This is a genomic window from Brevundimonas sp. Soil_N_31 (assembly GCF_057655995.1).
In genome coordinates this window covers 182,131-203,831 of sequence record NZ_JBDGLE010000006.1, presented here as the reverse complement: position 1 = coordinate 203,831, position 21,701 = coordinate 182,131, and the positions used below count along the sequence as shown (strand labels likewise).

The 21,701-nt window shown below is 69.0% G+C and carries 23 protein-coding genes; 16 read left to right on the top strand and 7 right to left on the bottom strand.

The window, feature by feature from the left end; translation table 11 throughout:
* Nucleotides 1–194 precede the first annotated feature (194 nt).
* The gene (gene secA / locus AC3A3G_RS11845; RefSeq protein ID WP_200166217.1) at nucleotides 195–3,047 is read right to left on the bottom strand and encodes a preprotein translocase subunit SecA; all 2,853 of its coding nucleotides are present in this window, start codon (nucleotides 3,045–3,047) and stop codon (nucleotides 195–197) included.
* 276 nt (nucleotides 3,048–3,323) lie between these two features.
* Here secA and AC3A3G_RS11840 point away from each other — a divergent pair, with 276 nt between their 5' ends.
* From AC3A3G_RS11840 to AC3A3G_RS11825, 4 genes are read left to right on the top strand one after another with little or no spacing between them, the layout of a single operon-like run.
* Nucleotides 3,324–4,265 carry a peptidylprolyl isomerase gene (locus AC3A3G_RS11840; RefSeq protein WP_487488261.1) on the top strand — a complete coding sequence of 314 codons (942 nt, stop codon included), beginning with the start codon at nucleotides 3,324–3,326 and terminating at the stop codon, nucleotides 4,263–4,265.
* A complete protein-coding gene (argJ, locus tag AC3A3G_RS11835; RefSeq protein WP_487488260.1) occupies nucleotides 4,262–5,644 on the top strand; it encodes a bifunctional glutamate N-acetyltransferase/amino-acid acetyltransferase ArgJ in 1,383 nt (460 codons plus the stop codon). The genes AC3A3G_RS11840 and argJ overlap by 4 nt, the downstream gene beginning before the upstream one ends.
* Nucleotides 5,641–6,057: a (deoxy)nucleoside triphosphate pyrophosphohydrolase gene (locus AC3A3G_RS11830; RefSeq protein WP_087139129.1), complete on the top strand. Its 417-nt coding sequence runs from the start codon at nucleotides 5,641–5,643 to the stop codon at nucleotides 6,055–6,057. Before argJ ends, AC3A3G_RS11830 begins: the two co-directional genes overlap by 4 nt.
* A gap of 26 nt (nucleotides 6,058–6,083) precedes the next feature.
* Nucleotides 6,084–6,260, top strand: coding sequence for a Flp family type IVb pilin (locus AC3A3G_RS11825; protein WP_487488259.1), 177 nt, complete (start codon nucleotides 6,084–6,086; stop codon nucleotides 6,258–6,260).
* 3 nt (nucleotides 6,261–6,263) lie between these two features.
* Here the strand turns inward: AC3A3G_RS11825 and AC3A3G_RS11820 are convergent, their stop codons facing one another.
* Nucleotides 6,264–7,160, bottom strand: a complete 897-nt coding sequence (locus tag AC3A3G_RS11820; RefSeq protein ID WP_200166225.1) for a methyltransferase domain-containing protein — start codon at nucleotides 7,158–7,160, stop codon at nucleotides 6,264–6,266.
* Between AC3A3G_RS11820 and AC3A3G_RS11815 the strand changes: the two genes are divergently transcribed.
* The 7 genes from AC3A3G_RS11815 to AC3A3G_RS11785 are packed head-to-tail and all read left to right on the top strand — an operon-like array spanning nucleotide 7,159 to nucleotide 11,345.
* Nucleotides 7,159–7,965 carry a ComFC family protein gene (locus tag AC3A3G_RS11815; RefSeq protein ID WP_368923344.1) on the top strand — a complete coding sequence of 269 codons (807 nt, stop codon included), beginning with the start codon at nucleotides 7,159–7,161 and terminating at the stop codon, nucleotides 7,963–7,965. The genes AC3A3G_RS11820 and AC3A3G_RS11815 overlap by 2 nt on opposite strands.
* A gap of 35 nt (nucleotides 7,966–8,000) precedes the next feature.
* Nucleotides 8,001–8,258, top strand: a complete 258-nt coding sequence (gene grxC / locus AC3A3G_RS11810; RefSeq protein WP_003164178.1) for a glutaredoxin 3 — start codon at nucleotides 8,001–8,003, stop codon at nucleotides 8,256–8,258.
* Entirely contained in the window at nucleotides 8,259–9,098 is an 840-nt protein-coding gene (locus tag AC3A3G_RS11805) for a carbon-nitrogen hydrolase family protein (RefSeq protein ID WP_487488258.1), read from the top strand. It abuts the gene before it with no gap.
* Nucleotides 9,095–9,538: a DUF1178 family protein gene (locus tag AC3A3G_RS11800; protein ID WP_200166231.1), complete on the top strand. Its 444-nt coding sequence runs from the start codon at nucleotides 9,095–9,097 to the stop codon at nucleotides 9,536–9,538. Before AC3A3G_RS11805 ends, AC3A3G_RS11800 begins: the two co-directional genes overlap by 4 nt.
* 6 nt (nucleotides 9,539–9,544) lie before the next feature.
* Complete coding sequence (locus AC3A3G_RS11795; RefSeq protein WP_200166233.1) at nucleotides 9,545–10,354, top strand: AraC family transcriptional regulator; 810 nt, start codon at nucleotides 9,545–9,547, stop codon at nucleotides 10,352–10,354.
* Nucleotides 10,355–10,398: 44 nt separating this feature from the next.
* A complete protein-coding gene (locus AC3A3G_RS11790; RefSeq protein ID WP_200166235.1) occupies nucleotides 10,399–10,857 on the top strand; it encodes a DUF6265 family protein in 459 nt (152 codons plus the stop codon).
* Nucleotides 10,812–11,345, top strand: a complete 534-nt coding sequence (locus AC3A3G_RS11785; protein WP_234287864.1) for a GNAT family N-acetyltransferase — start codon at nucleotides 10,812–10,814, stop codon at nucleotides 11,343–11,345. The genes AC3A3G_RS11790 and AC3A3G_RS11785 overlap by 46 nt, the downstream gene beginning before the upstream one ends.
* On the opposite strand, the gene AC3A3G_RS11780 is transcribed toward AC3A3G_RS11785, so the two are convergent.
* Both AC3A3G_RS11780 and ubiG read right to left on the bottom strand, forming a co-directional pair.
* A complete protein-coding gene (locus tag AC3A3G_RS11780; protein WP_487488257.1) occupies nucleotides 11,332–11,877 on the bottom strand; it encodes an AAA family ATPase in 546 nt (181 codons plus the stop codon). The genes AC3A3G_RS11785 and AC3A3G_RS11780 overlap by 14 nt on opposite strands.
* On the bottom strand, nucleotides 11,874–12,704 hold the full coding sequence (gene ubiG / locus AC3A3G_RS11775; RefSeq protein WP_234288719.1) for a bifunctional 2-polyprenyl-6-hydroxyphenol methylase/3-demethylubiquinol 3-O-methyltransferase UbiG: 831 nt from the start codon (nucleotides 12,702–12,704) through the stop codon (nucleotides 11,874–11,876). The genes AC3A3G_RS11780 and ubiG overlap by 4 nt, the downstream gene beginning before the upstream one ends.
* Before the next feature lie 44 nt (nucleotides 12,705–12,748).
* Between ubiG and AC3A3G_RS11770 the strand changes: the two genes are divergently transcribed.
* The 5 genes from AC3A3G_RS11770 to AC3A3G_RS11750 all read left to right on the top strand — a co-directional run bounded on the left by AC3A3G_RS11770 (nucleotide 12,749) and on the right by AC3A3G_RS11750 (nucleotide 19,429).
* The gene (locus AC3A3G_RS11770) at nucleotides 12,749–14,038 is read left to right on the top strand and encodes an aspartate kinase (RefSeq protein ID WP_125901950.1); all 1,290 of its coding nucleotides are present in this window, start codon (nucleotides 12,749–12,751) and stop codon (nucleotides 14,036–14,038) included.
* A gap of 57 nt (nucleotides 14,039–14,095) precedes the next feature.
* The gene (gene ptsP, locus AC3A3G_RS11765; RefSeq protein WP_487488256.1) at nucleotides 14,096–16,375 is read left to right on the top strand and encodes a phosphoenolpyruvate--protein phosphotransferase; all 2,280 of its coding nucleotides are present in this window, start codon (nucleotides 14,096–14,098) and stop codon (nucleotides 16,373–16,375) included.
* A gap of 98 nt (nucleotides 16,376–16,473) precedes the next feature.
* On the top strand, nucleotides 16,474–17,607 hold the full coding sequence (locus tag AC3A3G_RS11760) for a helix-turn-helix domain-containing protein (RefSeq protein ID WP_368923359.1): 1,134 nt from the start codon (nucleotides 16,474–16,476) through the stop codon (nucleotides 17,605–17,607).
* A gap of 78 nt (nucleotides 17,608–17,685) precedes the next feature.
* On the top strand, nucleotides 17,686–18,819 hold the full coding sequence (gene ispG / locus AC3A3G_RS11755; RefSeq protein WP_125900327.1) for a flavodoxin-dependent (E)-4-hydroxy-3-methylbut-2-enyl-diphosphate synthase: 1,134 nt from the start codon (nucleotides 17,686–17,688) through the stop codon (nucleotides 18,817–18,819).
* 13 nt (nucleotides 18,820–18,832) lie between these two features.
* The gene (locus AC3A3G_RS11750; RefSeq protein WP_200166248.1) at nucleotides 18,833–19,429 is read left to right on the top strand and encodes a glutathione S-transferase N-terminal domain-containing protein; all 597 of its coding nucleotides are present in this window, start codon (nucleotides 18,833–18,835) and stop codon (nucleotides 19,427–19,429) included.
* Nucleotides 19,430–19,432: 3 nt separating this feature from the next.
* On the opposite strand, the gene AC3A3G_RS11745 is transcribed toward AC3A3G_RS11750, so the two are convergent.
* The 3 genes from AC3A3G_RS11745 to AC3A3G_RS11735 form a co-directional block, all read right to left on the bottom strand.
* Nucleotides 19,433–20,128 carry a hypothetical protein gene (locus AC3A3G_RS11745; protein ID WP_200166250.1) on the bottom strand — a complete coding sequence of 232 codons (696 nt, stop codon included), beginning with the start codon at nucleotides 20,126–20,128 and terminating at the stop codon, nucleotides 19,433–19,435.
* Nucleotides 20,129–20,206: 78 nt separating this feature from the next.
* On the bottom strand, nucleotides 20,207–20,977 hold the full coding sequence (locus AC3A3G_RS11740) for a sulfite exporter TauE/SafE family protein (protein ID WP_125900331.1): 771 nt from the start codon (nucleotides 20,975–20,977) through the stop codon (nucleotides 20,207–20,209).
* Nucleotides 20,978–21,054: 77 nt separating this feature from the next.
* On the bottom strand, nucleotides 21,055–21,687 hold the full coding sequence (locus AC3A3G_RS11735; RefSeq protein WP_200216121.1) for a response regulator: 633 nt from the start codon (nucleotides 21,685–21,687) through the stop codon (nucleotides 21,055–21,057).
* Between the last annotated feature and the right edge of the window lie 14 nt (nucleotides 21,688–21,701).

Below are 21,701 nucleotides of genomic sequence, written 5' to 3'. Positions count from 1 at the left end.
CTGGATCCTCGGGTCAAGCTCGAGGATGACGGCGTGGGTGGAGCAGCGGCGTGTCTGGTGCGGCGCCATGGCGCGAGACGGCCCAAAGAAAAAGGCGGGTCGCTTTCGCGAACCCGCCTCTCTCAACTCAGACTGTGGGGCTCAAGCAGCGAGCGACCGCGTCGCGAGCGTAGCGCCGCGCGCGTCAGCGCGCCTCAAATAAGACTACCGTGGCAGTGCTTGAACTTGCGGCCCGAGCCGCAGGGGCAGTCGGCGTTGCGGCTGGTGCGTTCCCAGCCGAGCGGCAGGGCTTCGACCGGCAGCTTGGAACGATCGTCGCCGGTCAGCATGCCTTCCGGGTTCTGGGCCATCGGGTTGGCCATCTCGTTCTCGCCGGTGCCGGGGTTCAGGTGGATTTCCTGGAACTCGGGCATTTCCATCGCCGGCGGGGCCTCGAAGCGGAACTCGACGGTCATCAACCAGCGCGTGACGTTGTGGCGCAGGTCGTGCAGCAGCGTCTCGAACAGGTTGAAGGCTTCGGTCTTGTATTCGTTCAGCGGGTCGCGCTGGCCGTAGCCGCGCAGGCCGATGACGCCGCGCAGGTGGTCCAGGTGGACCAGGTGCTCGCGCCACTGCATGTCGATCATCTGCAGCATGAACTGCTTTTCGAGGCCGCGGGTCTGGTCTGCGCCGATCATTTCCAGACGCTCGGCGGCGCGGGCGTCGGCGGCGGTGGTGATACGCTCCTCGATCTCCTCGTTGGAGACGCCTTCCTCGGCGGCCCAGTCATGCAGGGGCAGTTCCAGGCCCAGGGTCGAGCGGACCTTCTCGTCCAGGCCGTCGATGTCCCACTGCTCGGCGTAGGCCTTGGGCGGCATGTAACGTTCGACCAGGTCGTTGATCACGTCGGCGCGGAAGTCGTTGACCAGGTCCGACAGGTCCGTGGAGTCCATGAACTCCTGGCGTTGTTCGAACACGGCCTTGCGCTGATCGTTCACGACGTCGTCGTACTTCAGCACGTTCTTGCGCATATCATAGTTGCGGGCTTCGACGCGCTTCTGGGCGGTTTCGACGGCGCGGTTCAGCCACGGGTGGCTGATGGCCTCGCCTTCGGCCACGCCGAACTGACGCATGATGGCGTCCAGACGGTCGCCGGCGAAGATGCGCAGCAGGTCGTCTTCACACGACAGGTAGAATTTCGAGGTGCCGGGATCGCCCTGGCGGCCGGTGCGGCCGCGCAACTGGTTGTCGATACGGCGGCTTTCGTGGCGCTCCGTGCCCAGAACGAACAAACCGCCTGCGGCCAGGGCCTTTTCCTTGGCGACGGCGATCTCGGCCTTGAATTCCTCTTCCTTGGCGGCCAGGGCCTCGGGCGGGACTTCCATCGCCATGTTGCGCTGTTCCTGGATCCAGCGCTGGACGCGCATGTCCAGGTTGCCGCCCAGCTGAATGTCGGTGCCGCGACCGGCCATGTTGGTGGCGATGGTCACAGCGTGAGGCAGGCCGGCCTCGGCGACGATGTAGGCTTCCTGTTCGTGTTGGCGTGCGTTCAGGACGTTGTGTGGAATGCCGCGTCCCGTGACGTATTCGATGTCATAGGCCAGGTCGCCGACCTTCTGGGCTTCCTTCTCACGACCCTCGTACTCGGGCTTCACCTTGCGGGAAACTTCGACCTGATAGTCGTAGTCCTTCAGCACGTCGGACAGCTCTTCGGACTTTTCGATCGACACCGTGCCGACCAGGATCGGCTGGCCGCGGACGTAGCAGTCGGCGATTTCGCCGGCGATGGCGCGGTTCTTCTCGGCGAAGGTGCGATAGACCTCGTCGTCGTAATCCTTGCGCTGGATCGGACGGTTGGTCGGCACTTCCATGACGTCCATCTTGTAGATGTCGAGGAATTCCTGCGCTTCGGTGGCGGCCGTGCCGGTCATGCCGGATAGTTTTTCGTAGAGACGGAAATAGTTCTGGATCGTCACCGAGGCCAGGGTCTGGTTCTCGGGCATGATCTTGACGTCTTCCTTGGCCTCGATGGCCTGGTGAAGACCTTCGGACAGGCGTCGGCCGGTCATCATGCGGCCGGTGAATTCGTCGATCAGGACGATCTCGCCGTCCTTGATGATGTAATCCTTGTCGCGCTGATACAGGGTATTGGCGCGCAGGGCCTGATTGACGTGGTGGACCAGGCTGACGTTGGCCGGATCGTACAGGTCGACGGTGTCCTCGGCGAAATGGCCGCCCTGCTCAAGCATCTGCTCCATGCGTTCCGAGCCCAGCTCGGTCAGAAGGGCCTGGCGCTGTTTCTCGTCGAGATCGTAGGTGTCCTTGTCCTTGACCAGTTCCTTCACCAGGGCGTCGACGATCTTGTAGAGGTCCGAGCGGTCCTCTGTCGGGCCCGAGATGATCAGAGGCGTGCGTGCTTCGTCGATCAGGATGGAGTCGACTTCGTCGACGATGGCGAAGTGGTGGCTGCGCTGCACCATCTCGCGACGGTCATAGACCAGATTGTCACGCAGATAGTCGAAGCCGAATTCGTTGTTGGTGCCGTAGGTGATGTCGGCCTGATAGGCCATCTGGCGCTGGCCCTGCGACAGGCCGTTGACGATGACGCCGACCTCCAGGCCCAGGAAGCGATAGACCTTGCCCATCTGTTCCGCGTCGCGGCGGGCCAGATAGTCGTTGACGGTGACGACGTGGACGCCCTTGCCCGCCAGGGCGTTCAGATAGACCGGGGCCACGGCCACCAGGGTCTTGCCTTCGCCGGTTCGCATCTCGGCGATGCCGCCTTCATGCAGGATCATGCCGCCGGCCATCTGCACGTCATACTGACGCTGGCCCAACACGCGCTTGGCGGCTTCGCGCACCACGGCGAAGGCCTCGTTCTGCAGCTTGTCCAGGCTTTCGCCGGCTTCGATGCGGTCTTTGAACGTCTGCGTCATCATGCGCAGTTCGTCGTCCGAGAAGGCCTCGAACTTGGATTCCAGAGCGTTGATCTTCTGGACCTGGCCCATGAAGGCCTTGACCTTGCGGTCGTTGGAGGAACCGAGAAATTTCTTGGCGAAGCCGAGCATGGGCGATCCGGGTCAGGCGGTCGAGCGGCTGAAGGCTCTGAGAAAGACAGTTTCACCCGGTCGGAGGGCCGCGATCACGCCGGCCCCGGGCCTTCCCTGCAGATGAGGGCGCGCGAAGGGCCGCGCAGACGATCGAAAACCCCTCGACTTGGGCGCAGGCGGGACTTAAGCACCGCCCTTATCCCTGTCAACGCGAGGGCCTTTTTAAGGCGGCGTGTTTCAGGCGCGAATGTCCGTTTCGACGGCCTGTCCACAGACCCTTGCCCGGAGCGTCCGATGCGAGCGCGACGTCCCCTCCACAGCCTGTTTCTGGTCGCCGTCGCCGGTTTGGCGCTGGGCGTGGCCGCCTGCGGGCGCGGCGGCGACGAAGCCGCCCCGGAAAAGAACGACCGGGTGGTGGCCAGGGTCAACGATCGCGCCGTCTGGGCCTCGGACGTGCGCCGCGAGGCGGTGGCGCAGGGGTTGATCGGCGAGGACGATCCCCTGGACGCCTCGTCCGAACTGTTTCGTCGGGTGATGGACGAGGTGGTCGACCAGAAGCTGCTGGCGGCCGAGGCTGAACGCCGCGGCCTCGATTCCAGTCCCGCCGCCCAGCGCCGCCTGCAGGCCGTGCGCGAACGCATCCTGGGCGACATGCTGGTCGAGAAGGTGGTGTCCGGCGCCGTGTCCGAACAGGCGGTTGAACGTCTTTACGCCGAGCAGCAGCGGCTGGCCCGTGCGACCGAAGAGGTGCGGGTGCGCCTGATTCTGGCGCCGACCAAGGAACAGGCCGACGCCGTCCTGGGCGTCCTGGGCCAGGGGGCGGCCTTCGAGGCCGTCGCCGCTCAACGCTCGATCGACGACGCCACCCGCTATTCCGGCGGCGACCTGGGCTATTCGACGCTGGACGTCCTGCCCGGTCCCTACGCCGCCGCCCTGCAAGGCCAGACGCCGGGCGCGGTCGTCGGTCCGATCCAGACCGAGACCGGCTGGGCCGTGCTCAAGGTCGAGGACCGCCGCGTCGAAACCCCGCCGACGCTGGAGCAGGCGCGGCCGCAGATCGTGCGCTACCTGACCTACGAAGGCGTGCGCCAGCTGCTCGAACAGCTACGCGGCCAGGCCGAGGTCGAAATCTCCCTGGACGGGGCCAAGACGGCTCCGCCTTCAGCCCCCGTTGAGTCAGCAGCTCCGTCTGCGGCCCAGAAAACCTCCGCTTCTCCCGCCGGAAACGCCTCATGAGCCAGCCGCCCTCCAAGTCCGCTTCGACAGGCAAGAAGATCGAAACCGCCATCGAGAAGGCGCTGGACCCGCTGGCCTCGGCGCTGAAACGGGCGACGCAATCCGCCACCCAGGCGGTCGCCGCCGCACCGGGCAAGCCTGGTCTGATGATCTCGCCCCTGGCCGTGCCTTTCCCGGCCATTCCGCCCATCGGCGGGGTCGAGATCGCGACGGCGCGCGCGGGCTTCTACAAGCATGAGCGCGACGACCTTGTGGTCTTCCGCTTCCCCGAGGGCGCGTCCTGCGCGGGCGTCTTCACCCGGCACAAGGTCGGCTCGGCGCCGGTTGACTGGTGTAAGCGTCATCTGGACGCGGACAAGGGCGGCGAGGGGGTCAAGGCCCTGGTCGTCAACGCCGGCTGCGCCAACGCCTTCACCGGCAAGGCCGGCGCCGACGCTGCGCGCCGCACGGCCTCCGAGGTCGCCAAGCGCTTCGACTGTCGCCAGCGCGACGTCATGCTGGCCTCGACCGGCGTCATCGGCGTGGTGCTGGACGACAAGAAGATCACCGCCCGCCTGCCCGAGGTCGAAGCCGGTCTGAAGGTCGACGCCTGGGCGCAGGCTGGTCTAGGCATCATGACCACGGACACCTTCCCCAAGGGTTCCTACGCCGAGTGCGAGATCGAGGGCGTCAAGGTCCGCATCGCCGGCATCGCCAAGGGCTCGGGCATGATCGCGCCGGACATGGCGACCATGCTGGCCTTCATCGTCACCGACGCCGACATCGCCCCGCCGGTGCTGAAGGCCCTGCTGAACCTGCACGTCCGCACCACCTTCAACAGCGTGACGGTGGACGGCGACACCTCGACCAACGACACGGCGCTGCTGTTCGCCACGGGCGCGTCCGACGCGCCGCGCATCGGCCGCGTCGGTGACCGTCGCCTGAAGGAATTCTCGGCGGCGCTGGACGCCGTCATGCTCGACCTGGCCCACCAGCTGGTGAAGGACGGCGAGGGCGCGACCAAGTTCGTCAAGGTGACGGTCGACGGCGCCGCCAGCCCCGCCTCGGCCCGCAAGCTGGCCAAGTCGATCGCCGACAGCCCCCTGGTCAAGACCGCTATCGCGGGCGAGGACGCCAACTGGGGCCGTATCGTCATGGCCGTGGGCAAGACGGAGGAGGCGGTCGACCGCGACCGTCTGGCCATCCGCTTCGGCCCCCATGTCGCCGCCGTCGACGGTACCCCCTCGCCGACCTACGACGAGGCGGTGATGAGCGCCTATATGAAGAACGCCGAGATCGACATCACCGTCCATGTCGCCTCGGGCCGGGCCTCGGCCACGGTCTGGACCTGCGATCTGACCAAACGCTACATCGAGATCAACGGGGACTACCGTTCGTGAGCGAGACGCCCGCCGTTCCCACCGTCCTGGTCGTCGCCGTCGCCCTGATCGACCCGGACGGCCGCGTGCTGATCGCCAAACGTCCCGAGGGCAAGCAGTTGGCGGGCCTGTGGGAATTCCCTGGCGGCAAGGTCGAGCCGGGCGAGCGGCCCGAGGCCGCCCTGATCCGCGAGCTGAAGGAAGAACTGGGCATCGACGTCAAGGAGGCCTGCCTGGCCCCCTTCGTGTTTACCAGTCACGCTTACGAATCCTTTCACCTGTTGATGCCACTCTACCTGTGCCGGCGCTGGTCCGGCGTGGTCGAGGCGCGCGAGCACGCGGGTCTGGCCTGGGTGAAGCCGGACAAGCTGTCGGCTTATCCCATGCCTCCGGCCGACGAACCGCTGATCGCCTGGCTGCGCGATCTGCTCTGACGAGCCGACGACAGGGGAGGCCGGGCGTGAAGGGTATCATCCACCGGCTGCTCCGCGACGAAGGCGGCGCCACCGCCATCGAATACGGCCTGATCTGCGGTCTGATCGGCATGGTCGTCCTGGCCGCCCTTGGCGCCTTCTCCGGTCGGATGGAGGCGGTTTACGGCAAGGTCAGCCAGTTCGTGCTCGCTGCCGGAGGTTGATGGTCAGTCTTCCTCGCCGGTCTGCTCTCTGACGCCCAGCGCATCGGCGAGACGCGTCTTGGCCGAGCCGCGCTTGGCGGGTTTCTGCTGGCTGTCGTGCGGCGCCCATCCGGCCAGATGCACCATCTCGAAGGTGGCGGGGATGCGCCCATCCGCCTCGGCGTGGCGCTCGGCGTAGAGCTGGGCCGCGCGGGCCAGCACGGCGCGGCTGAGCGGTCGGATCGGCCCGGCCGGCACATTGGTCTCGCCCATCGCCCGCAGGTCGCGCATCAGGGCGAAGGGATCGCCATAGCGCACCGTCACGCGGTCCACGTCCGTCACCGGCAGGGCGAACCCGGCTCGTTGCAGCAGGGCCGCCCCGTCGAAGCCGTCGGCGAAGGGCGAGACGCGCGCCTGGGCTCCGCCGTTGACCTCCAACTCGGCCTCGGTCAGCACCCCGCGCAGTTCCTTCAGCGTCGCCGCCCCGAACAGGCTGGCGACGAACAGGCCGTCGGGCTTCAGCGCGCGGCGGATCTGGCTCAGCGCGCCCGGCAGGTCGTTGGCCCAGTGCAGGCCCAGCAGGTTGACGATCAGATCGGCCGACCCGTCTTCTAGCCCCAGCGGCCCCGCGCCCGGCGCGGCGCGCTCGGCGGTCGAGCCGACGGCGCGGACCTGCGCCACCCGTTCGCGCGCCGGACTGTCGGCCAGGGCGCGAGCGAAGACGCCGGGGTGCGGCGACAGGTCGACGGGCGCCTGAAACTCGCGCAGGATCACTTCGAGGCTGTTCACCGCATTGTCTGCGGCGCGCAGGTGCAGGAAGTCGGCGTCGGGGAAACGTCGCTCGGCGCGGCTCAGGCGTGCGGCGCGTCGCGCGGCGTCGAAGATGATCGGGGGACCGGAGGAGGGAGAGGGGGCGCTCATGTCGGTTCAGGATGGGGGCTGGAGAGGTCGATTGAAAGGCGTCGGGAGGCCTTTAGCATCCGGCGCGCGCGATGCGGGCCGGGGCCTGCTGGATATTCTGCTGCCGCCCGTGGCTCACGACAGCCGCGAGGCGGCGGCGTCCGCGGGCCTGTCGCCCGACGCCTGGAGCCGGGTGGTCTTTCTGGAGGCGCCGGTCTGCGACGGCTGCGGCGCGGCGTTCGAGTATGACGGCGGCGACTTCGCGGCCGAGTGGTGCGCGGCCTGCACGGCCAGCCCTTACGCCTTCGGCCGGGCGCGGGCGGCCTGCGTCTATGACGAGGCGTCGCGCGGGATCATCCTCAAGTTCAAGCACGGCGACCAGCAGCAGTTCGCCCCCTTGTTCGCGCGCTGGATCAGCCGTTCGGCCGCCCCCCTGATCGAGACGGCCGACGCCGTGGTTCCCGTGCCCCTGCACCGCGCCCGCCTGCTGTCGCGGCGGTTCAATCAGGCGGCCGAGATCGCCCGACCGCTGGCCCGCGCGGCGCGGCTCGACTATCTGCCCGACGCCCTGGTCCGCCCGCTGCCGACCGCCAGCCAGGGCGGAAAATCCGCGCGGGGGCGGCGGCTGAACGTCAAGACGGCCTTCGCCGTGACCGAGGCGGGGCGGCGACGGATCAAGGGGCGGCGGTTGCTGTTGATCGACGACGTGCTGACCACGGGGGCCACGGCCGAGGCTTGCGCGCGGGTCTTGATCGAGGCTGGAGCCCGCGCCGTGGACCTGGCCGTCATCGCGAGGGTGAAAAACGCGCGCGAACCGCTTAAGTAACGGAGAACCTTCCCATCCGCCTTCAGGAGTCCCCCTTGGCCGAAGTCGTCCTCTACACCAAACCCGGCTGCCCCTACTGCATCCGCGCCATGGCCCTGCTGGACCGCAAGGGCGCGGCCTATACGGAGATCGTCGCCTCCAACGATCCGGCCAAGAAGGCCGAGATGGTCGAACGCTCGGGCGGCGCCGCCACCTTCCCGCAGATATTCATCGACGGAAAGCACGTCGGCGGTTCGGACGACATCCACGCCCTGGACCGCAAGGGCGAGCTGGACGCGCTGCTGGCGGCCTAAGTGACCGACACGCTCGACATCGCGCTGATCCAGACGCGGACGCCGGCGACGGCGGCCGCGGGGCTGGCGCATGTCGCGCCCCTGATCCGTCAGGCGGCGGCCGGGGGCGCGCAGCTGATCCTGACGCCCGAGGGAACCAACTTCCTCGAACAGCGCCGAGCCTTGCGCGACGCCGCCCTGTCGGACGAAGGCGCCGACGCCGCCGTCGCCGGGCTCAAGGCCCTGGCCGCCGAACTGGGCGTCTGGCTGTTGGTCGGCTCGGCCATCGTCCGCTCGGGCGTGGCGGATGACCCGCGCGCCGCCAACCGGTCCCTGCTGATCGACCCCGGCGGGGCGATCACGGCCCGCTATGACAAGCTGCACGTCTTCGACGTCGACCTGCCGAATGGCGAGACCTATCGCGAAAGCGCCTCGGTGCGGCCTGGCGAGGCGGCGGTGGTCGCCGACAGCCCCTGGGGCGGCCTGGGCCTGACCATCTGCTACGACCTGCGTTTCCCGCATCTGCATCGCGCCCTGGCCCAGGCGGGCGTGACGCTGATCGCCGTCCCCGCCGCCTTCACCCGCCCGACCGGCGAGGCGCACTGGGAGACCCTGCTGCGCGCCCGCGCCATCGAGACGGGCGCCTTCATTCTGGCCCCGGCCCAGGGCGGGACGCATGAGGACGGCCGTCAGACCTGGGGCCGCTCCCTGGTCGTCGGGCCGTGGGGCGAGGTGATCGCCCGGCTCGACCACGACGAACCGGGCGTGCTGCACGCGCGGCTGGACCTTTCGGCCGTGGAGAAGGCGCGCGCCAGCGTCCCCGCCCTGCGCCACGACCGCGATTTTGACCTGCCCCTATGATCCGTTACGCCCTCTCCTGCGACCGCGACCACGGCTTCGAGGCCTGGTTCGGCTCTTCGTCCGACTATGACGACCAGGCGGCGCGCGGCCTGGTGGAATGCCCTTTCTGCGGCTCGACGGCGGTGAGGAAGCAGGTGATGGCCCCGGCCGTTTCGGGCACGAAGAAGACCTCGCCCGACGCCCTGAAACCTGAAGCTCTGCAGCAGATGCAGTCGATGATGATGCAGGCCGCGCGCGAGGTGCGCGACCACGTCGAACAGAATTTCGACTACGTCGGCGACGCCTTCGCCCGCGAGGCCCGCGACATCCACGAAGGCCGCAGCGAGAAGCGCGAGATCTACGGCGAAGCCACCCCCGCCGAGGTCAAGAAGCTGAAGGACGACGGCGTGCCTTGCGCGCCCCTGCCCAGCCTGCCGCCCGACCCCAAGAAGGCGAACTGATCGCAGATGGGGGAGGGGGAGCGGTACGAGGAATTCGCCCCGCCCGACGCCTTGCGCCCCTTCGTGCGCCTGCTGTGGACCTACGCCGCGCCCCGCCCCAGCGGCGGGGTGCAGCGCATCGCTCCGGACGGCTGTCCCGAGCTGGTGGTCGATCTGGCGGCCCCCTATGAGGAACAGGACGCCGACGGCGTCTTCCGCCCGCAGCCGCCGGTGATCTTCGCCGGTCAGATGACCCGGCCGATGGCCATCCGTCCGGTCGGTCCGGTTGAGATCGTCGCCGCCAAGTTCGAGCCGGACGGCGCGCGGGCGTTTCTCGGCCGCCCGCTGATCGAGGCGACGGATCGGCGGCTGGACCTCGTGGCCCGGCTGGACGGCTTCACGGCGCCGCCGGGCGACCCGGCGGGGCAGGCCGCCGCCCTGGGCGCCTGGCTGGAGGAACAGCGCCGGGCGGGCGACTGGCGCATCGACCCCGCCGTCCGCGCCCAGGTCGCCGCCGCCGAGAGCGATCTTGAGGGGCCGCCTTTGAGCCCGGCCGAACGCCGCGCCCTGCAGCGCCGGTTCCGCGATCGCGTCGGCGTGGCGCCGCGCATTCTGCGCTCCGTCTTCCGCTTCCGCCGCATCTTCGATCACGCGATGGGCCAGGACGCCGACGCCGCCTCCTGGCTCGAGGCCGGTCTGGCCGCCGGTTATTTCGACCAGCCGCAGATGGCGCGCGACTTCCGCCGTTTCCTGGGCTGCACGGCCACCGCCTGGGCGCGTGAACAGGTGGAGCTGGCGCGGCGGCTGGCGTCGCATTCCTACAAGCCCGCGCCCTGAGGGCGGCGTAACCTTCCTTCCGTCCTTGAGGAGAGGAAGAGCCCATGTCCGTTTCCAGCCTGCTGGCCGCCGCCCTGTTGCAGACCGCCGCGCCTGCGCCCGACCTGTCGTGGCTGGCGGGCTACTGGCTAGACTGCTCCGACGGGCGCGAGGCGTCCGAGACCTGGAGCGACCCGCGCGCGGGGTTGATCGTGGGCCATTCGGTGACTGTGCGCAATGGCCGCAGCGGTTTCGAGAGCGCCCGCATCGCCCCCCTGAAGGACGGCGGCCTGGCCTATTTCGCCCAGCCCGACGGGGCGCCCGCCACCCCCTTCCGCCTGATCGACAGCGGCCCGCAGCGGGCGGTTTTCGCCAATCCCGACAACGACTTTCCGCACCGCATCATCTATGACCGCGCGGGGGATGTGCTGACCGCCCGGATCGAAGGGGCGGACGACGATGAGAACCGGAGCGTGCAATGGCGATTCAACAGGGCGGAGCTGAACGCCCGCTGTCCGAACTGAGCTGGCGGGCCATGACGCCGGACGACCTCGACGGCGTGGTCGCGGTGGCCCAGCTGTCCTTCCCCGATCATCCGGAAGAGCGCGCCTGCTTCGCCAACCGTCTGGAGCTGCACCCCCAAGGCTGCTTCGTGCTGGCCGCCGAGGACGGGCCGGTCATGGGCTATCTGGTGGCCTATCCGTGGGTGCTGAACGCCGCCCCGGCGCTGAACGTGCTGATCGACGCCATCCCGGCCGAGGCCGAGGTGGTCTATCTGCACGACCTGGCCCTGCACCCCGACACGCGCGGCGGCGGCCACACCCGGCCGGTGGTCGAGCGCCTGGCCGAGCAGGCCAAGGCGGCGGGCTGGCCGGCGGTCGCCCTGGTGGCGGTCAATGACGCATCAAGCTTCTGGGCGCGCAACGGCTTTGAGGTTCAGAACCCGCCGGGCATGGCCGAGAAGCTGGCCAGCTACGGCGACGACGCCCGCTATATGGTCAGGCCGCTGTAAGCGACTTCAGCACGAAGGCCAGGCGCTCGGCGACGGGCGCCTTAGGAAGTTCAATCAGTTCATAGCCGAAGCGCGAATAGGTCTCGGCCATGGCGTCGAAGGTGCGGCGGGCCTCGTCCAGATCCTGTTTGCGCTCGGCGTCCTGACCGAAAATCTCGGGCCAGACCGGGGCGATGAAGACGCGCCGGTCATAGCGGATGTCCTGCGCCGCGCGCTCCATATGGGCTGGGACCGGCAGGCCGCACAGCGTCAGATAGCCGACCACGTCCGGCACGCCGCGATCGAAGAAGACCGGCCCGTCGGCGCCTTCTGTGCGGGCGTGGGCCTCAAGCTCGCGATCCAGCATCAGTTCGGCGAACAGGGTCCGGTCCTTCCACGGCAGGGCCTCGCCGTCGATCGCCTGCTGGCGGCGAATGATGGCGCGCCCGGCCTCAGGCGAGGTCGCATGACCCGCCGCCGCCAGCGCCTCCAGCAGCGTCGTCTTGCCCGAGCCGGGACCGCCGGTCAGGACGACGCGGCGCGGGCCGATCATGCGTCGCGGGTCGCCATCATCATGTAGTTGATGCCCACGTCGTCGCCCTCGCTCCAGCGGTCGTTCAGCGGGTCGTAGGCCAGACCATAGGGGCCGGTGACGGTCAGGGGCTCGCCGTCCAGCATGGCGCGCAGTTCGTCGGGCTTGAGGAACTGGCGCCAGTCGTGGGTGCCCGCGGGCACCCAGCGCAGCACATATTCCGCCGCCACCTTGCCCAGTAGCAGCCCCTTCAGCGTGCGGTTCAGGGTAGCGACGATCATCAGGCCGCCCGGCTTAATCAGTTTCGAGCAGGCGCGGATGAAGGCTTCCGGATCGGCGACGTGTTCGATGACCTCCATCGTCAGCACCACGTCGAACGGCCCGGCGCCCGCTTCGACCATCTGCTCCACCGTGGCGGCGCGATAGGCGATGTCCAGACCGACCTGATCGGCGTGGGCGCGGGCGGTGCCGATGTTCTCGGACGAGGCGTCGATGGCCGTGACCTCAAAGCCCATGCGCCGCATCGGCTCGGCGATCAGGCCGCCGCCGCAGCCGATGTCGATCAGGCTGAGTCCGTTGAAGGGCGCGCGCGCTTTCACGTCGCGATCAAAGTGCTCGGCCACCCGATCGCGCACGAATTTCAGCCGCGCCGGATTGAAGCGGTGCAGGGGGGCGAAGGGGCCTTTGGGATCCCACCACTCGGCCGCCTGGGCCGAAAAGCGCGCTACGTCGGCCGGGTCGATGCTCGGCCCTTCGGCACGATCGGTAGCAAAGGGTGAAAAACCCTCTTCGCTTTGGGGTTTGCGCGGATCGAGGCTGTCGTTAGAAGCGGGCATGGGCAGAGGCATGGACCGCCTTCGCCCGCCATGCAAGCAGGGGATCAGACGCCAGGATGACGCGGGCCGACACGAACCGGTTGGTGATGAAGTTCGGCGGCACCTCCATGGCCGACCTGGAACGCATCCGTCGCGCGGCGCGCATCGTCGCCGCCGAAGCCGCCAGGGGCAAGAAGGTGGCCGTGGTCGTCTCGGCCATGGCGGGCAAGACCAATGAGCTGGTCGCCTGGACCGACGGCGTGGGCGGCGCGGCGCCGGGCCTGTACGGCGACGGCGTCCTGTCGGACGACGAATACGACGTGGTGGTCGCCTCGGGCGAGCAGGTGACGTCGGGCCTGCTGGCCCTGACCCTGCGCAACATGGGCCTGAAGGCGCGCAGTTGGATGGGCTGGCAGATTCCGATCCTGACCGACGACGCCCACGGCCGCGCCCGCATCGAAGAAGTGCCCGGCGACGCGCTGGGGGCCGCGCTCGACGCGGGTGAGATCGCCATCGTGCCGGGCTTCCAGGGCGTGACCCGCGACGGGCGCATCACCACCCTGGGCCGGGGCGGTTCGGACACCTCGGCCGTGGCGGTGGCGGCGGCCCTGGGCGCGCCCTGCGACATCTATACCGACGTGGACGGCGTCTATACGACCGACCCGCGCATCCAGAGCCGCGCCCGGCGTCTGGAGAAGGTGTCCTACGAAGAAATGCTGGAGATGGCGTCGCTGGGCGCCAAGGTGCTGCAGACCCGCTCGGTCGAGCTGGCCATGCACAAGCGCGTGCCGGTGCGCGTCCTGTCCAGCTTCATCGAACCGGATGAGAACGGAAACCTGCCGCAACACGCCGGCACCCTGATTTGCGACGAGGATGAGATCGTGGAAAAGCGCATCGTTTCCGGCGTGACCATGAGCCGGGACGAAGCCCGGATCACGCTGCTGGGCCTGTCGGACCGGACGGATGCTCCGGCCGACGTCTTCACCCGCCTGGCCGAGGCCGAGGTCAACGTCGACATGATCGTGCAGAGCCAGGCCCGCACCGAAGGCGCGGTCAACCTGACCTTCACGACCGGCCGCCGCGACGCGCGCCGCGCCGCCGACCTGATGACCGCCGCCAAGGCCGACATCGGCTTCGAGGAGCTGCGGGTTGACGACGACGTGGCTAAGGTTTCGGTGATCGGCGTGGGCATGCGCAGTCACGCGGGCGTGGCCCAGACCATGTTCCGCGCCCTGGCTGACAAGGGCGTGAAGTTCCAGGCCATCTCGACCTCCGAGATCAAGATCAGCGTTCTGATCGACTCGGATTACGCCGAGCTGGCGGTTCGGGCGTTGCACGCGGCCTACGGTCTGGACGCGGAAGACTAGGATAACGGAAGCGCCGCCCTATCTGGAACGGATCAGGGCGGCAAGGCGGGAGCAGGCATGGTCAAGGGCGTGGCAGTGACGGCGAGGGGGCCCCGCCTTCTGCTGCGCCAGATCCGCGAGGCTTTGGCCGGGGCCGGGGGCGGCGCGCCCGCGCAGGACCGGCTGAACATGGTGGTGCGGATCATCGCCCGCTCCATGGTGGCCGAGGTCTGCTCCATCTATCTGCGGCGCGCCTCGGGCGAGCTGGAGCTGTTCGCCACTGAGGGTCTGAACCCCGAGGCCGTTCACAACACCCGCCTGCGACCCGGCGAGGGCCTGGTCGGCGAGGTGGCGCGCACGGCCGCGCCGATCAGCCTGTCGGACGCCCAGTCGCACCCTAGCTTCTCCTATCGGCCGGAAACGGGCGAAGATCCTTATCACGCCTTCCTCGGCGCGCCCCTGCTGCGCGGCGGCCGGGCCATCGGCGTCCTGGTCGTCCAGAACCGCGCCGCCCGTCGCTATGACGAGGAAGAGGTCGAGGACATCCAGACCATCGCCATGGTCCTGGCCGAGACGGTGGCCTCGGGCGAGCTGCTGGCGCTGGAGGAGCTTCGCGACGTCGAGGTCGCGCCCCACCGGCCCGAGCGGCTGAAGGGGCAGAAGTTCGCCGAGGGCCTGTCGTTCGGGCAGGCCGTGCTGCACGAGGCGCCGATCGCGCCGGAACAGCTGCTGGCCGACGACCCCGCCGCCGAGGAGATGCGCCTCAAGGAGGCGCTGGAGCGTCTGCGCACCAGCATCGACGCCTTGCTGGAAGGCAGCCAGGGCAAGCTGGGCGGCACCCCCTATGAGGTGCTGGAGACCTATCGCATGTTCGCCGACGACCGGGGCTGGAACCGGTCGCTGGAGGAGGCGGTGCGTTCCGGCCTGACGGCAGAAGCCGCCGTGGATCGCGTCCGCAACGAGCACCGCGCCCGCTTCGCCAACGCCCGCGACCCCTATATCCGCGAACGGCTGCACGACTTCGAGGATCTGGCCAACCGCCTGCTGCGGCTGATGGCGGGCGATCATCCGGGCCAGCGCGACCTGCCCGACGACGCCATCCTGGTGGCCAAGAACCTGGGACCGGCGGACCTGCTGGAATATCCGCGCCACAAGCTGCGCGGCTTGCTGCTGGAGGAAGGCTCGGCCGCCGCCCACGCGGCCATCGTCGCCCGCGCCTTGCAGATTCCCTGCGTCGGCCGCCTGCAGGGCCTGCGCGATCGCCTGACCGAGGGCGATCAGGTCATCGTCGACGGCGAGACGGGCGAGGCCTACTTGCGGCCCCGTCCCGACATGCTGGCGGCGGTCGAGAGCCGCATGGCCGTACGCGAGCAGCGCCGCGCCGAGTTCGACCAGCTGCGCGACACCCCCGCCGTCACCAAGGACGGCAAGCGCATCATGCTGCTGGCCAACGCCGGCCTGGCGGTGGACCTGGAGAATCTGGACGCCACGGGGGCGGAGGGCATCGGCCTGTTCCGCACCGAGTTCCAGTTCATGGTCTCGGACGAGCTGCCGCGCCTGGACGCCCAGGCGGCGCTCTACAAGCTGGTGCTGGACGCGGCGGGCGACCGGCCCGTCACCTTCCGCACGCTCGATATCGGCGGCGACAAGGTGCTGCCCTATCTCGACAATGAGCGCGAAGAGAATCCGGCGCTGGGCCGCCGGGCCATCCGCCTGGGTCTGGATCGTCCGGCCCTGCTGCGGATGCAGTTGCGCGCCCTGCTCAGCGCCGCCGCCGGGCGCGAGCTGCGCGTCATGTTCCCCATGATCGCCACGGTGGACGAGTTCCGCGCCGCCCGCGAACTGGTCGACGTCGAATGCGACTGGGCGCGGCGCCGAGGGCGGCCCCTGCCGTCCCTGCTGCGCGTCGGGGCCATGATCGAATGCCCTAGCCTGCTGTGGCACCTGGACGCCCTGCTGCCGCTGACCGATTTCGTCTCGATCGGCACCAACGACTTGCTGCAGTATATGTTCGCCGCCGACCGGACGAACCCGCGCGTGTCGGATCGCTATGACCCCCTGTCGCCGCCCTTCCTGCGCGCCCTGGCCGAGATCCAGCAGAAGTGCGCCGACAGCGCCACGCCGGTCTCGGTCTGCGGCGAGCTGGCGGGGCGTCCGCTGGAAGCCTTCGCCCTGATCACCTTGGGCTACAACCGCCTGTCCGCGCCTGCGGGCGGGGTGGGGCCGGTCAAGCGCATGATCCTGTCCGCCGATCTGAACGCGGCGCGGCGGGGGATGAACGTCCTGCTGGGCTCGTCGGCCGGGTCGGTGCGCGGCGAGATCGAGTCCCTGGCGCGCAAGCTCAACGTCGAAGTCTGAACAAGCGGGGCCGCTTTCCCGCGTTGCCCGCGCTTCTCGCCTCGTCTAAGCGGGGATGACGGGCGCACGGGCGCCTGACGTGACGGAACCCCGACCCTATGGACCAGGATCGGCAAGCCGCGTTCGACTTCGACGCCGACGCGACGCTGGATCAGACCCCGGAGGCGACGCCCGAAGCGGCGCCTGAGGAGCCCTTGGACGATTCCCTGGGCGCCTCTTTGCGCGCCGCGCGCCTGGCGTCGGGCCTGTCCATGGCCGAACTGTCGACCAAGACGCGGGTGCATCCGCGTTTCCTGACCGCGCTGGAGCAGGGCGAGTACGCCGTCCTGCCGTCGCGGATCTTCTCCATGGGCTATGTGCGCGCCTACGCCGGCGCCCTGGGCCTGGACGAGTTGAACGCGGTCGAGCGGTTCAAGCAGGAATATCCCGATGCGGCCGTGCCGCTGCAGCCGCCGACGGGCGCCGCCTTGCAGCAGATGCGCCAGAACTCGCCCAAGATCCTGGGCGTCATCGGCGTCTTTCTGGCGGTGGTGATCGGCTGGAACGTCTTCCAGCGCATCAACCGCATCGAGGCGCCGCACCCCTCCGACCTGGTCGCCGTGCCCAAGGACTGGGCCGAGCAGGCCGATCATCAACGGGACCGCGCCCTCTACCTCGGCTCCCCCAAGGCGGCGCCGCCGGACCAGACGACGCCGGCCATGTACATCACGCCGGGGCTGGAGGCGCAGCTGACGGGGATCGACCCGGACGACCCCAACGCCGTCCCGCCGCCCGCGCCGCCGGTGCAGGCCGCCTTCAACCCGCGCGGCGCCATCTACGGTGCCTCGGCCACGGCCTCCCAGGTCATTCTGCAGGCGCGCAAGCCCGCCATCCTGGTCATTCGTCAGGGCGACGGCCGCATCCTGTTCGCGCGCCAACTGGCGGCGGGCGAGGCCTGGCGCGCGCCGCCGGGTCTGGCGGCCACCATCGACACGCCCGATCCGGCGGCCTTCGACGTCTATCTGAACGGCGAGCACGGCGGCGTGCTGCCCGCGCCGCAATCGCCGCTCGGCTCGCTGAACAACCGCGCACAGGCCGCCGCGCGCGAGTCCGAGGCCCGCGCCGCCGCCGCCGTCGAGGCCCGCGCCCGCGCGGCCCAGGCGGCCGCCGCGGCGGCGGCTGCGGCGGCGCCGACGGTCACGGCCCCCGCCGCCGCTCAGACGCCGTCCGCCGCCCCGCCCCCGGCCGGCTGACCTTTTGGCGGGCGAAGGCGCGATCTTTCGCCGCCTGTCGTGGTTTTGCCGTTCTTCCTGTCCTATGTTCCCGGCGTCATGAGCGACCATTCCGAACTCGGCCATATCCGTCCCTGGCGCCACATCGAGCGCCGCAAGAGCCGCCAGATCATGGTCGGCTCCGTTCCCGTCGGCGGCGACGCCCCGATCAGCGTCCAGTCGATGACCAATACGCCGACGACCGACGCGGCGGCGACCCTGGCCCAGATCCGTCAGCTGGAGGAGGCCGGGGCCGACATCGTCCGCGTCTCCTGCCCGGATGTGGAATCGACGGAGGCCTTTAAAACCATCGCGCGCGAGGCCCGCGTGCCGCTCGTGGCCGACATCCACTTCCACTACAAGCGCGGCATCGAGGCGGCCCAGGCGGGCGCCGCCTGCCTGCGCATCAACCCCGGCAACATCGGCTCGATCGACCGGGTCAAGGAAGTCGTCCAGGCCGCCCGCGACCACGGCTGTTCCATGCGCATCGGCGTCAACGCCGGCTCGCTGGAGAAGGAGCTGCTGGAGAAGTACGGCGAGCCTTGCCCCGACGCGATGGTCGAAAGCGCCCTGAACCACGCCCGCATCCTTCAGGATCTCGACTTCCACGAGTTCAAGATCTCGGTGAAGGCGTCGGACCCCTTCCTGACGGTGGCCGCCTATCAGCAGCTGGCCGACGCCATCGACTGCCCCCTGCACCTGGGCGTGACCGAGGCGGGGCCGCTGCGCACCGGCACCATCAAGTCGGCCATCGGCATGGGCAATATGCTGTGGTCCGGCATCGGCGACACCATCCGCGTCTCGCTGGCCGCCGATCCGGTCGAAGAGATCAAGGTCGGCTTCGACATCCTGAAGTCCCTGGGCCTGCGTCACCGGGGGGTGAACATCATCGCCTGCCCGTCCTGCGCGCGTCAGGGCTTCAACGTCATCGAGACGGTGGCGATTCTGGAAGAGCGCTTGGCCCATGTCTCGACAGCCATGTCGCTGTCGATCATCGGCTGCGTGGTCAACGGGCCGGGCGAGGCCCTCTATACCGACATCGGCTTCACCGGCGGCGGCAAGGGGGCGGGCATGGTCTATCTGAACGGCAAGATCGCTCACAAACAGGCCAACGACGGCATGATCGACGAGATCGTCGCCCAGGTCGAAGCCAAGGCCGCCGAGCTGGACGCCGCCCGCAAGGCGGCCGAGTGAAGACGACTGGACAATGAAACTCTACATCACCACCCCCTCGCCTTTCGCGCGCAAGGTTCGCATTGTCGCCCGTGAAAAGGGCCTGGCCGACCGGATCGAGGAGATCGCCGTCGATCCCTACGGCAATGCGCCGGAACTGCTGTCGAACAATCCTGTGGTGCAGGTTCCGACCCTGATCGCCGAGGACGGCCTGCCGCTGACCGACAGCCCGGTCATCGCCGAGTATCTGGATGCGTTCGGCGCCGGGCCGCGTTTGCTGCCGACCGAGGGGCCGGAGCGTCTGCGGGTCAAGCGGCTTGAGACCCTGGCCAACGCTGCGCTGGAGATGGGCGTCAAACTGGTGCTGGAGAAGCGTCGGCCCGAGCGGGAACGCTCGCCGTCGTGGGTTGAGCGCTGGACCGTCAACATGGGCCGCGCCCTGGACGCGCTGGAGGCCGCCGCCCCGGACGCCGAGGCGCTGGACATGGGCGTGCTGACGGCGGGGATCGCCGTCACCTGGATCAGCTTCCGCCACCCGGACTACGACTGGAAGACGGGCCGCCCGAACCTGGTCGCCTTGCAGGCGGCGCTGGAGCAACGTCCCAGCTTTATCGAGACCTATCCTGTCTGAGGCTCAGTCGGCCGTCGCCTCGAACGGGGACAGAAGACGATAACGCAGGCGGGTGTTGTCCGCATCCATCACCTCTAGCCGCGCGCCGCGAAAGCCGATGACCGCGTCTTCATCCAGGTCGTATTCGACCGTCTGGGTCTGAGCCGGTCCATCGTGCGTCGTCTCGCGATAGAGGAAGCGGACCTTGCCGTCGGCACGGCCATGATAGATCAGTTCGCGCCGTCGCGATCCGTCGTCGACCTCCTGGATGCGGATGTCGCGCACCTGGGGCGTCGTGTTCCAGGTCAGGACGCACAGGCCTGGCGTGATGAAGCCGCGCACCGGGCCTGACCCGTCATTGGCCCGGCATAGCCCGCCCGAGGTATGGGGCGCGGTCCCCAGCAGGGGATCGCGGGCCGTCATCCGGTCGGAGACGTAGTAGGTGTGGCGTTCGTCGCTCAGTCGCGCCGTCAATTGGCCGGGCGAGATGGTGAAGCGCTTCCTCAGTAAGCCGTCGCCCCAGGTCAGCTCATTGGCCAGGGCCAGGCCCGGCAGGCTGCGCCGCCGTCCTGCCTCGACGGCCGCCTCGCCGACATCGACTTCCGTGACCGTGTTCAAGGCGGGACGGTCGACGGTCTCGATCTGCGGCGCGACTATCTGCGTCGAGGCGCAGCCGGACAGCAATCCTCCAGCCATGACGCAGGCCGTGAGGTCGATCATCCATGTACGCATCCCGTCGCCCCGACCTGTTGCATGCGACAGTCGGCCAGCGATCCGCGTCTCTGTCAATGATCAGCGTTAGGTGAGGAGTTGGTAGCCTTGGAAGGCCGCCAGCACGATCAGCAGGCCTCCCACTGCATAGGTCAGAGCCTTGCGCGGCGCCATCTTGACGATCAGCCCGGCGAAGGGGGCGGCGATCAACCCGCCGACCACCAGTCCGCCCACTGCGGCGGCGTGGTTCTGCAAGGCGCCCGCCTCTTCCCAGTGGCCGGTGATCAGCGCCCAGACAAAGGTGGCTGATATGGCGACGGTCAGGAAGAACTCGGCCGTATTCACCGTACCGATGGCCTTGCGCGGCTCCTGTCCGGCGCCGACCATGGTTGATGAGACCGTCGGTCCCCAACCGCCGCCGCCGACCGCGTCCAGAAAGCCCCCGATCAGGCCCAGCGGGCCGGTGACCCAGGCGGGCAGGTGGCGCGTCGGGATGTCATGCCCGGCCCGCCACAGAATCCACGCCCCGACCAGGGCCAGATAGCCGACGATGAAGGGTTTGATCACCGCCGCCTCCAGTCCTGTCAGCACATAGGCCCCCAGCACCCCGCCGATCACGCCGGCGACAGCCAGGGGCAGCAACAGCCGCCACTCCACGTTCTTGTGCCAGGCGTGGCTGCCTGCGGACGCGGCGGTGGTGAAGATCTCAGCAGCGTGGACGCTGGCCGATGCCGTAGCCGGGGGCACGCCCAGCGCTAGGAGTACGGAAGAGGATATGACGCCGTAGGCCATGCCCAGAGCCCCGTCGACAGCCTGCGCCAGGACACCGACCAGCAGGAACAGGAAGAAGGTATCCATTCACGCCTCGGTCGGCTGTTGTTGAAGGCCATCAGGCGCAGGTCGCGGCCCGGCTGGCAATGGTTGTCGTGATCGGGTCAGGCCTGATCCAGGCGCGCGAGGGCGTTCAGCACGTCGCGGCCGCGATAGGGCTTGATGACCATGGCCGCCGCCAGTTCGGCGTTCTGGGCCGCGGCTGTCACGTCGCCGGAAAGGAAGACGACGGGCACGCCCCAGCGCGCCTTCAGACGACGCGCCAGATCGACGCCTGTCGCCGCGCCCGACAGGTTGATGTCCAGCAGGGCCACGTCAATGGGATGAAGAGCGGTGGCCGCCTCGGCTGCTTCGGCGCTGTGGAAGGGGCCTATGACCCGATGGCCGGCGGCGTCCAGGGCCTCGGTCAGGTCGATTGCCGCTTCGGCGTCGTCCTCGACCAGCAGGACGGTCAGGGGATCGGCCTCGGTCGTCGCCGCAGGTTCGACGGGCATGCTGTCGAGGGCGGGGGTTTGGCGCACCAGAACGGCGCGGACATAGGGCCACAGTTCGGCGGCGGGCCGTTCAGCGTCCAGATCGAAGATATTGGCCAGGGCCTTCAAGTCCTTCTCGGCGTCCGGGCTCACGGGGGCGCCGCCCGCAGTCAGCAGGCCGTCATAGAGCGCGCACAGGCGCGCGACGTCGGCGCCCGGCGCAGGGCCCGTCGAGGCCCCATCCAGGGGCTTTTCATGGGTCATGCCCTGTCTCCAAT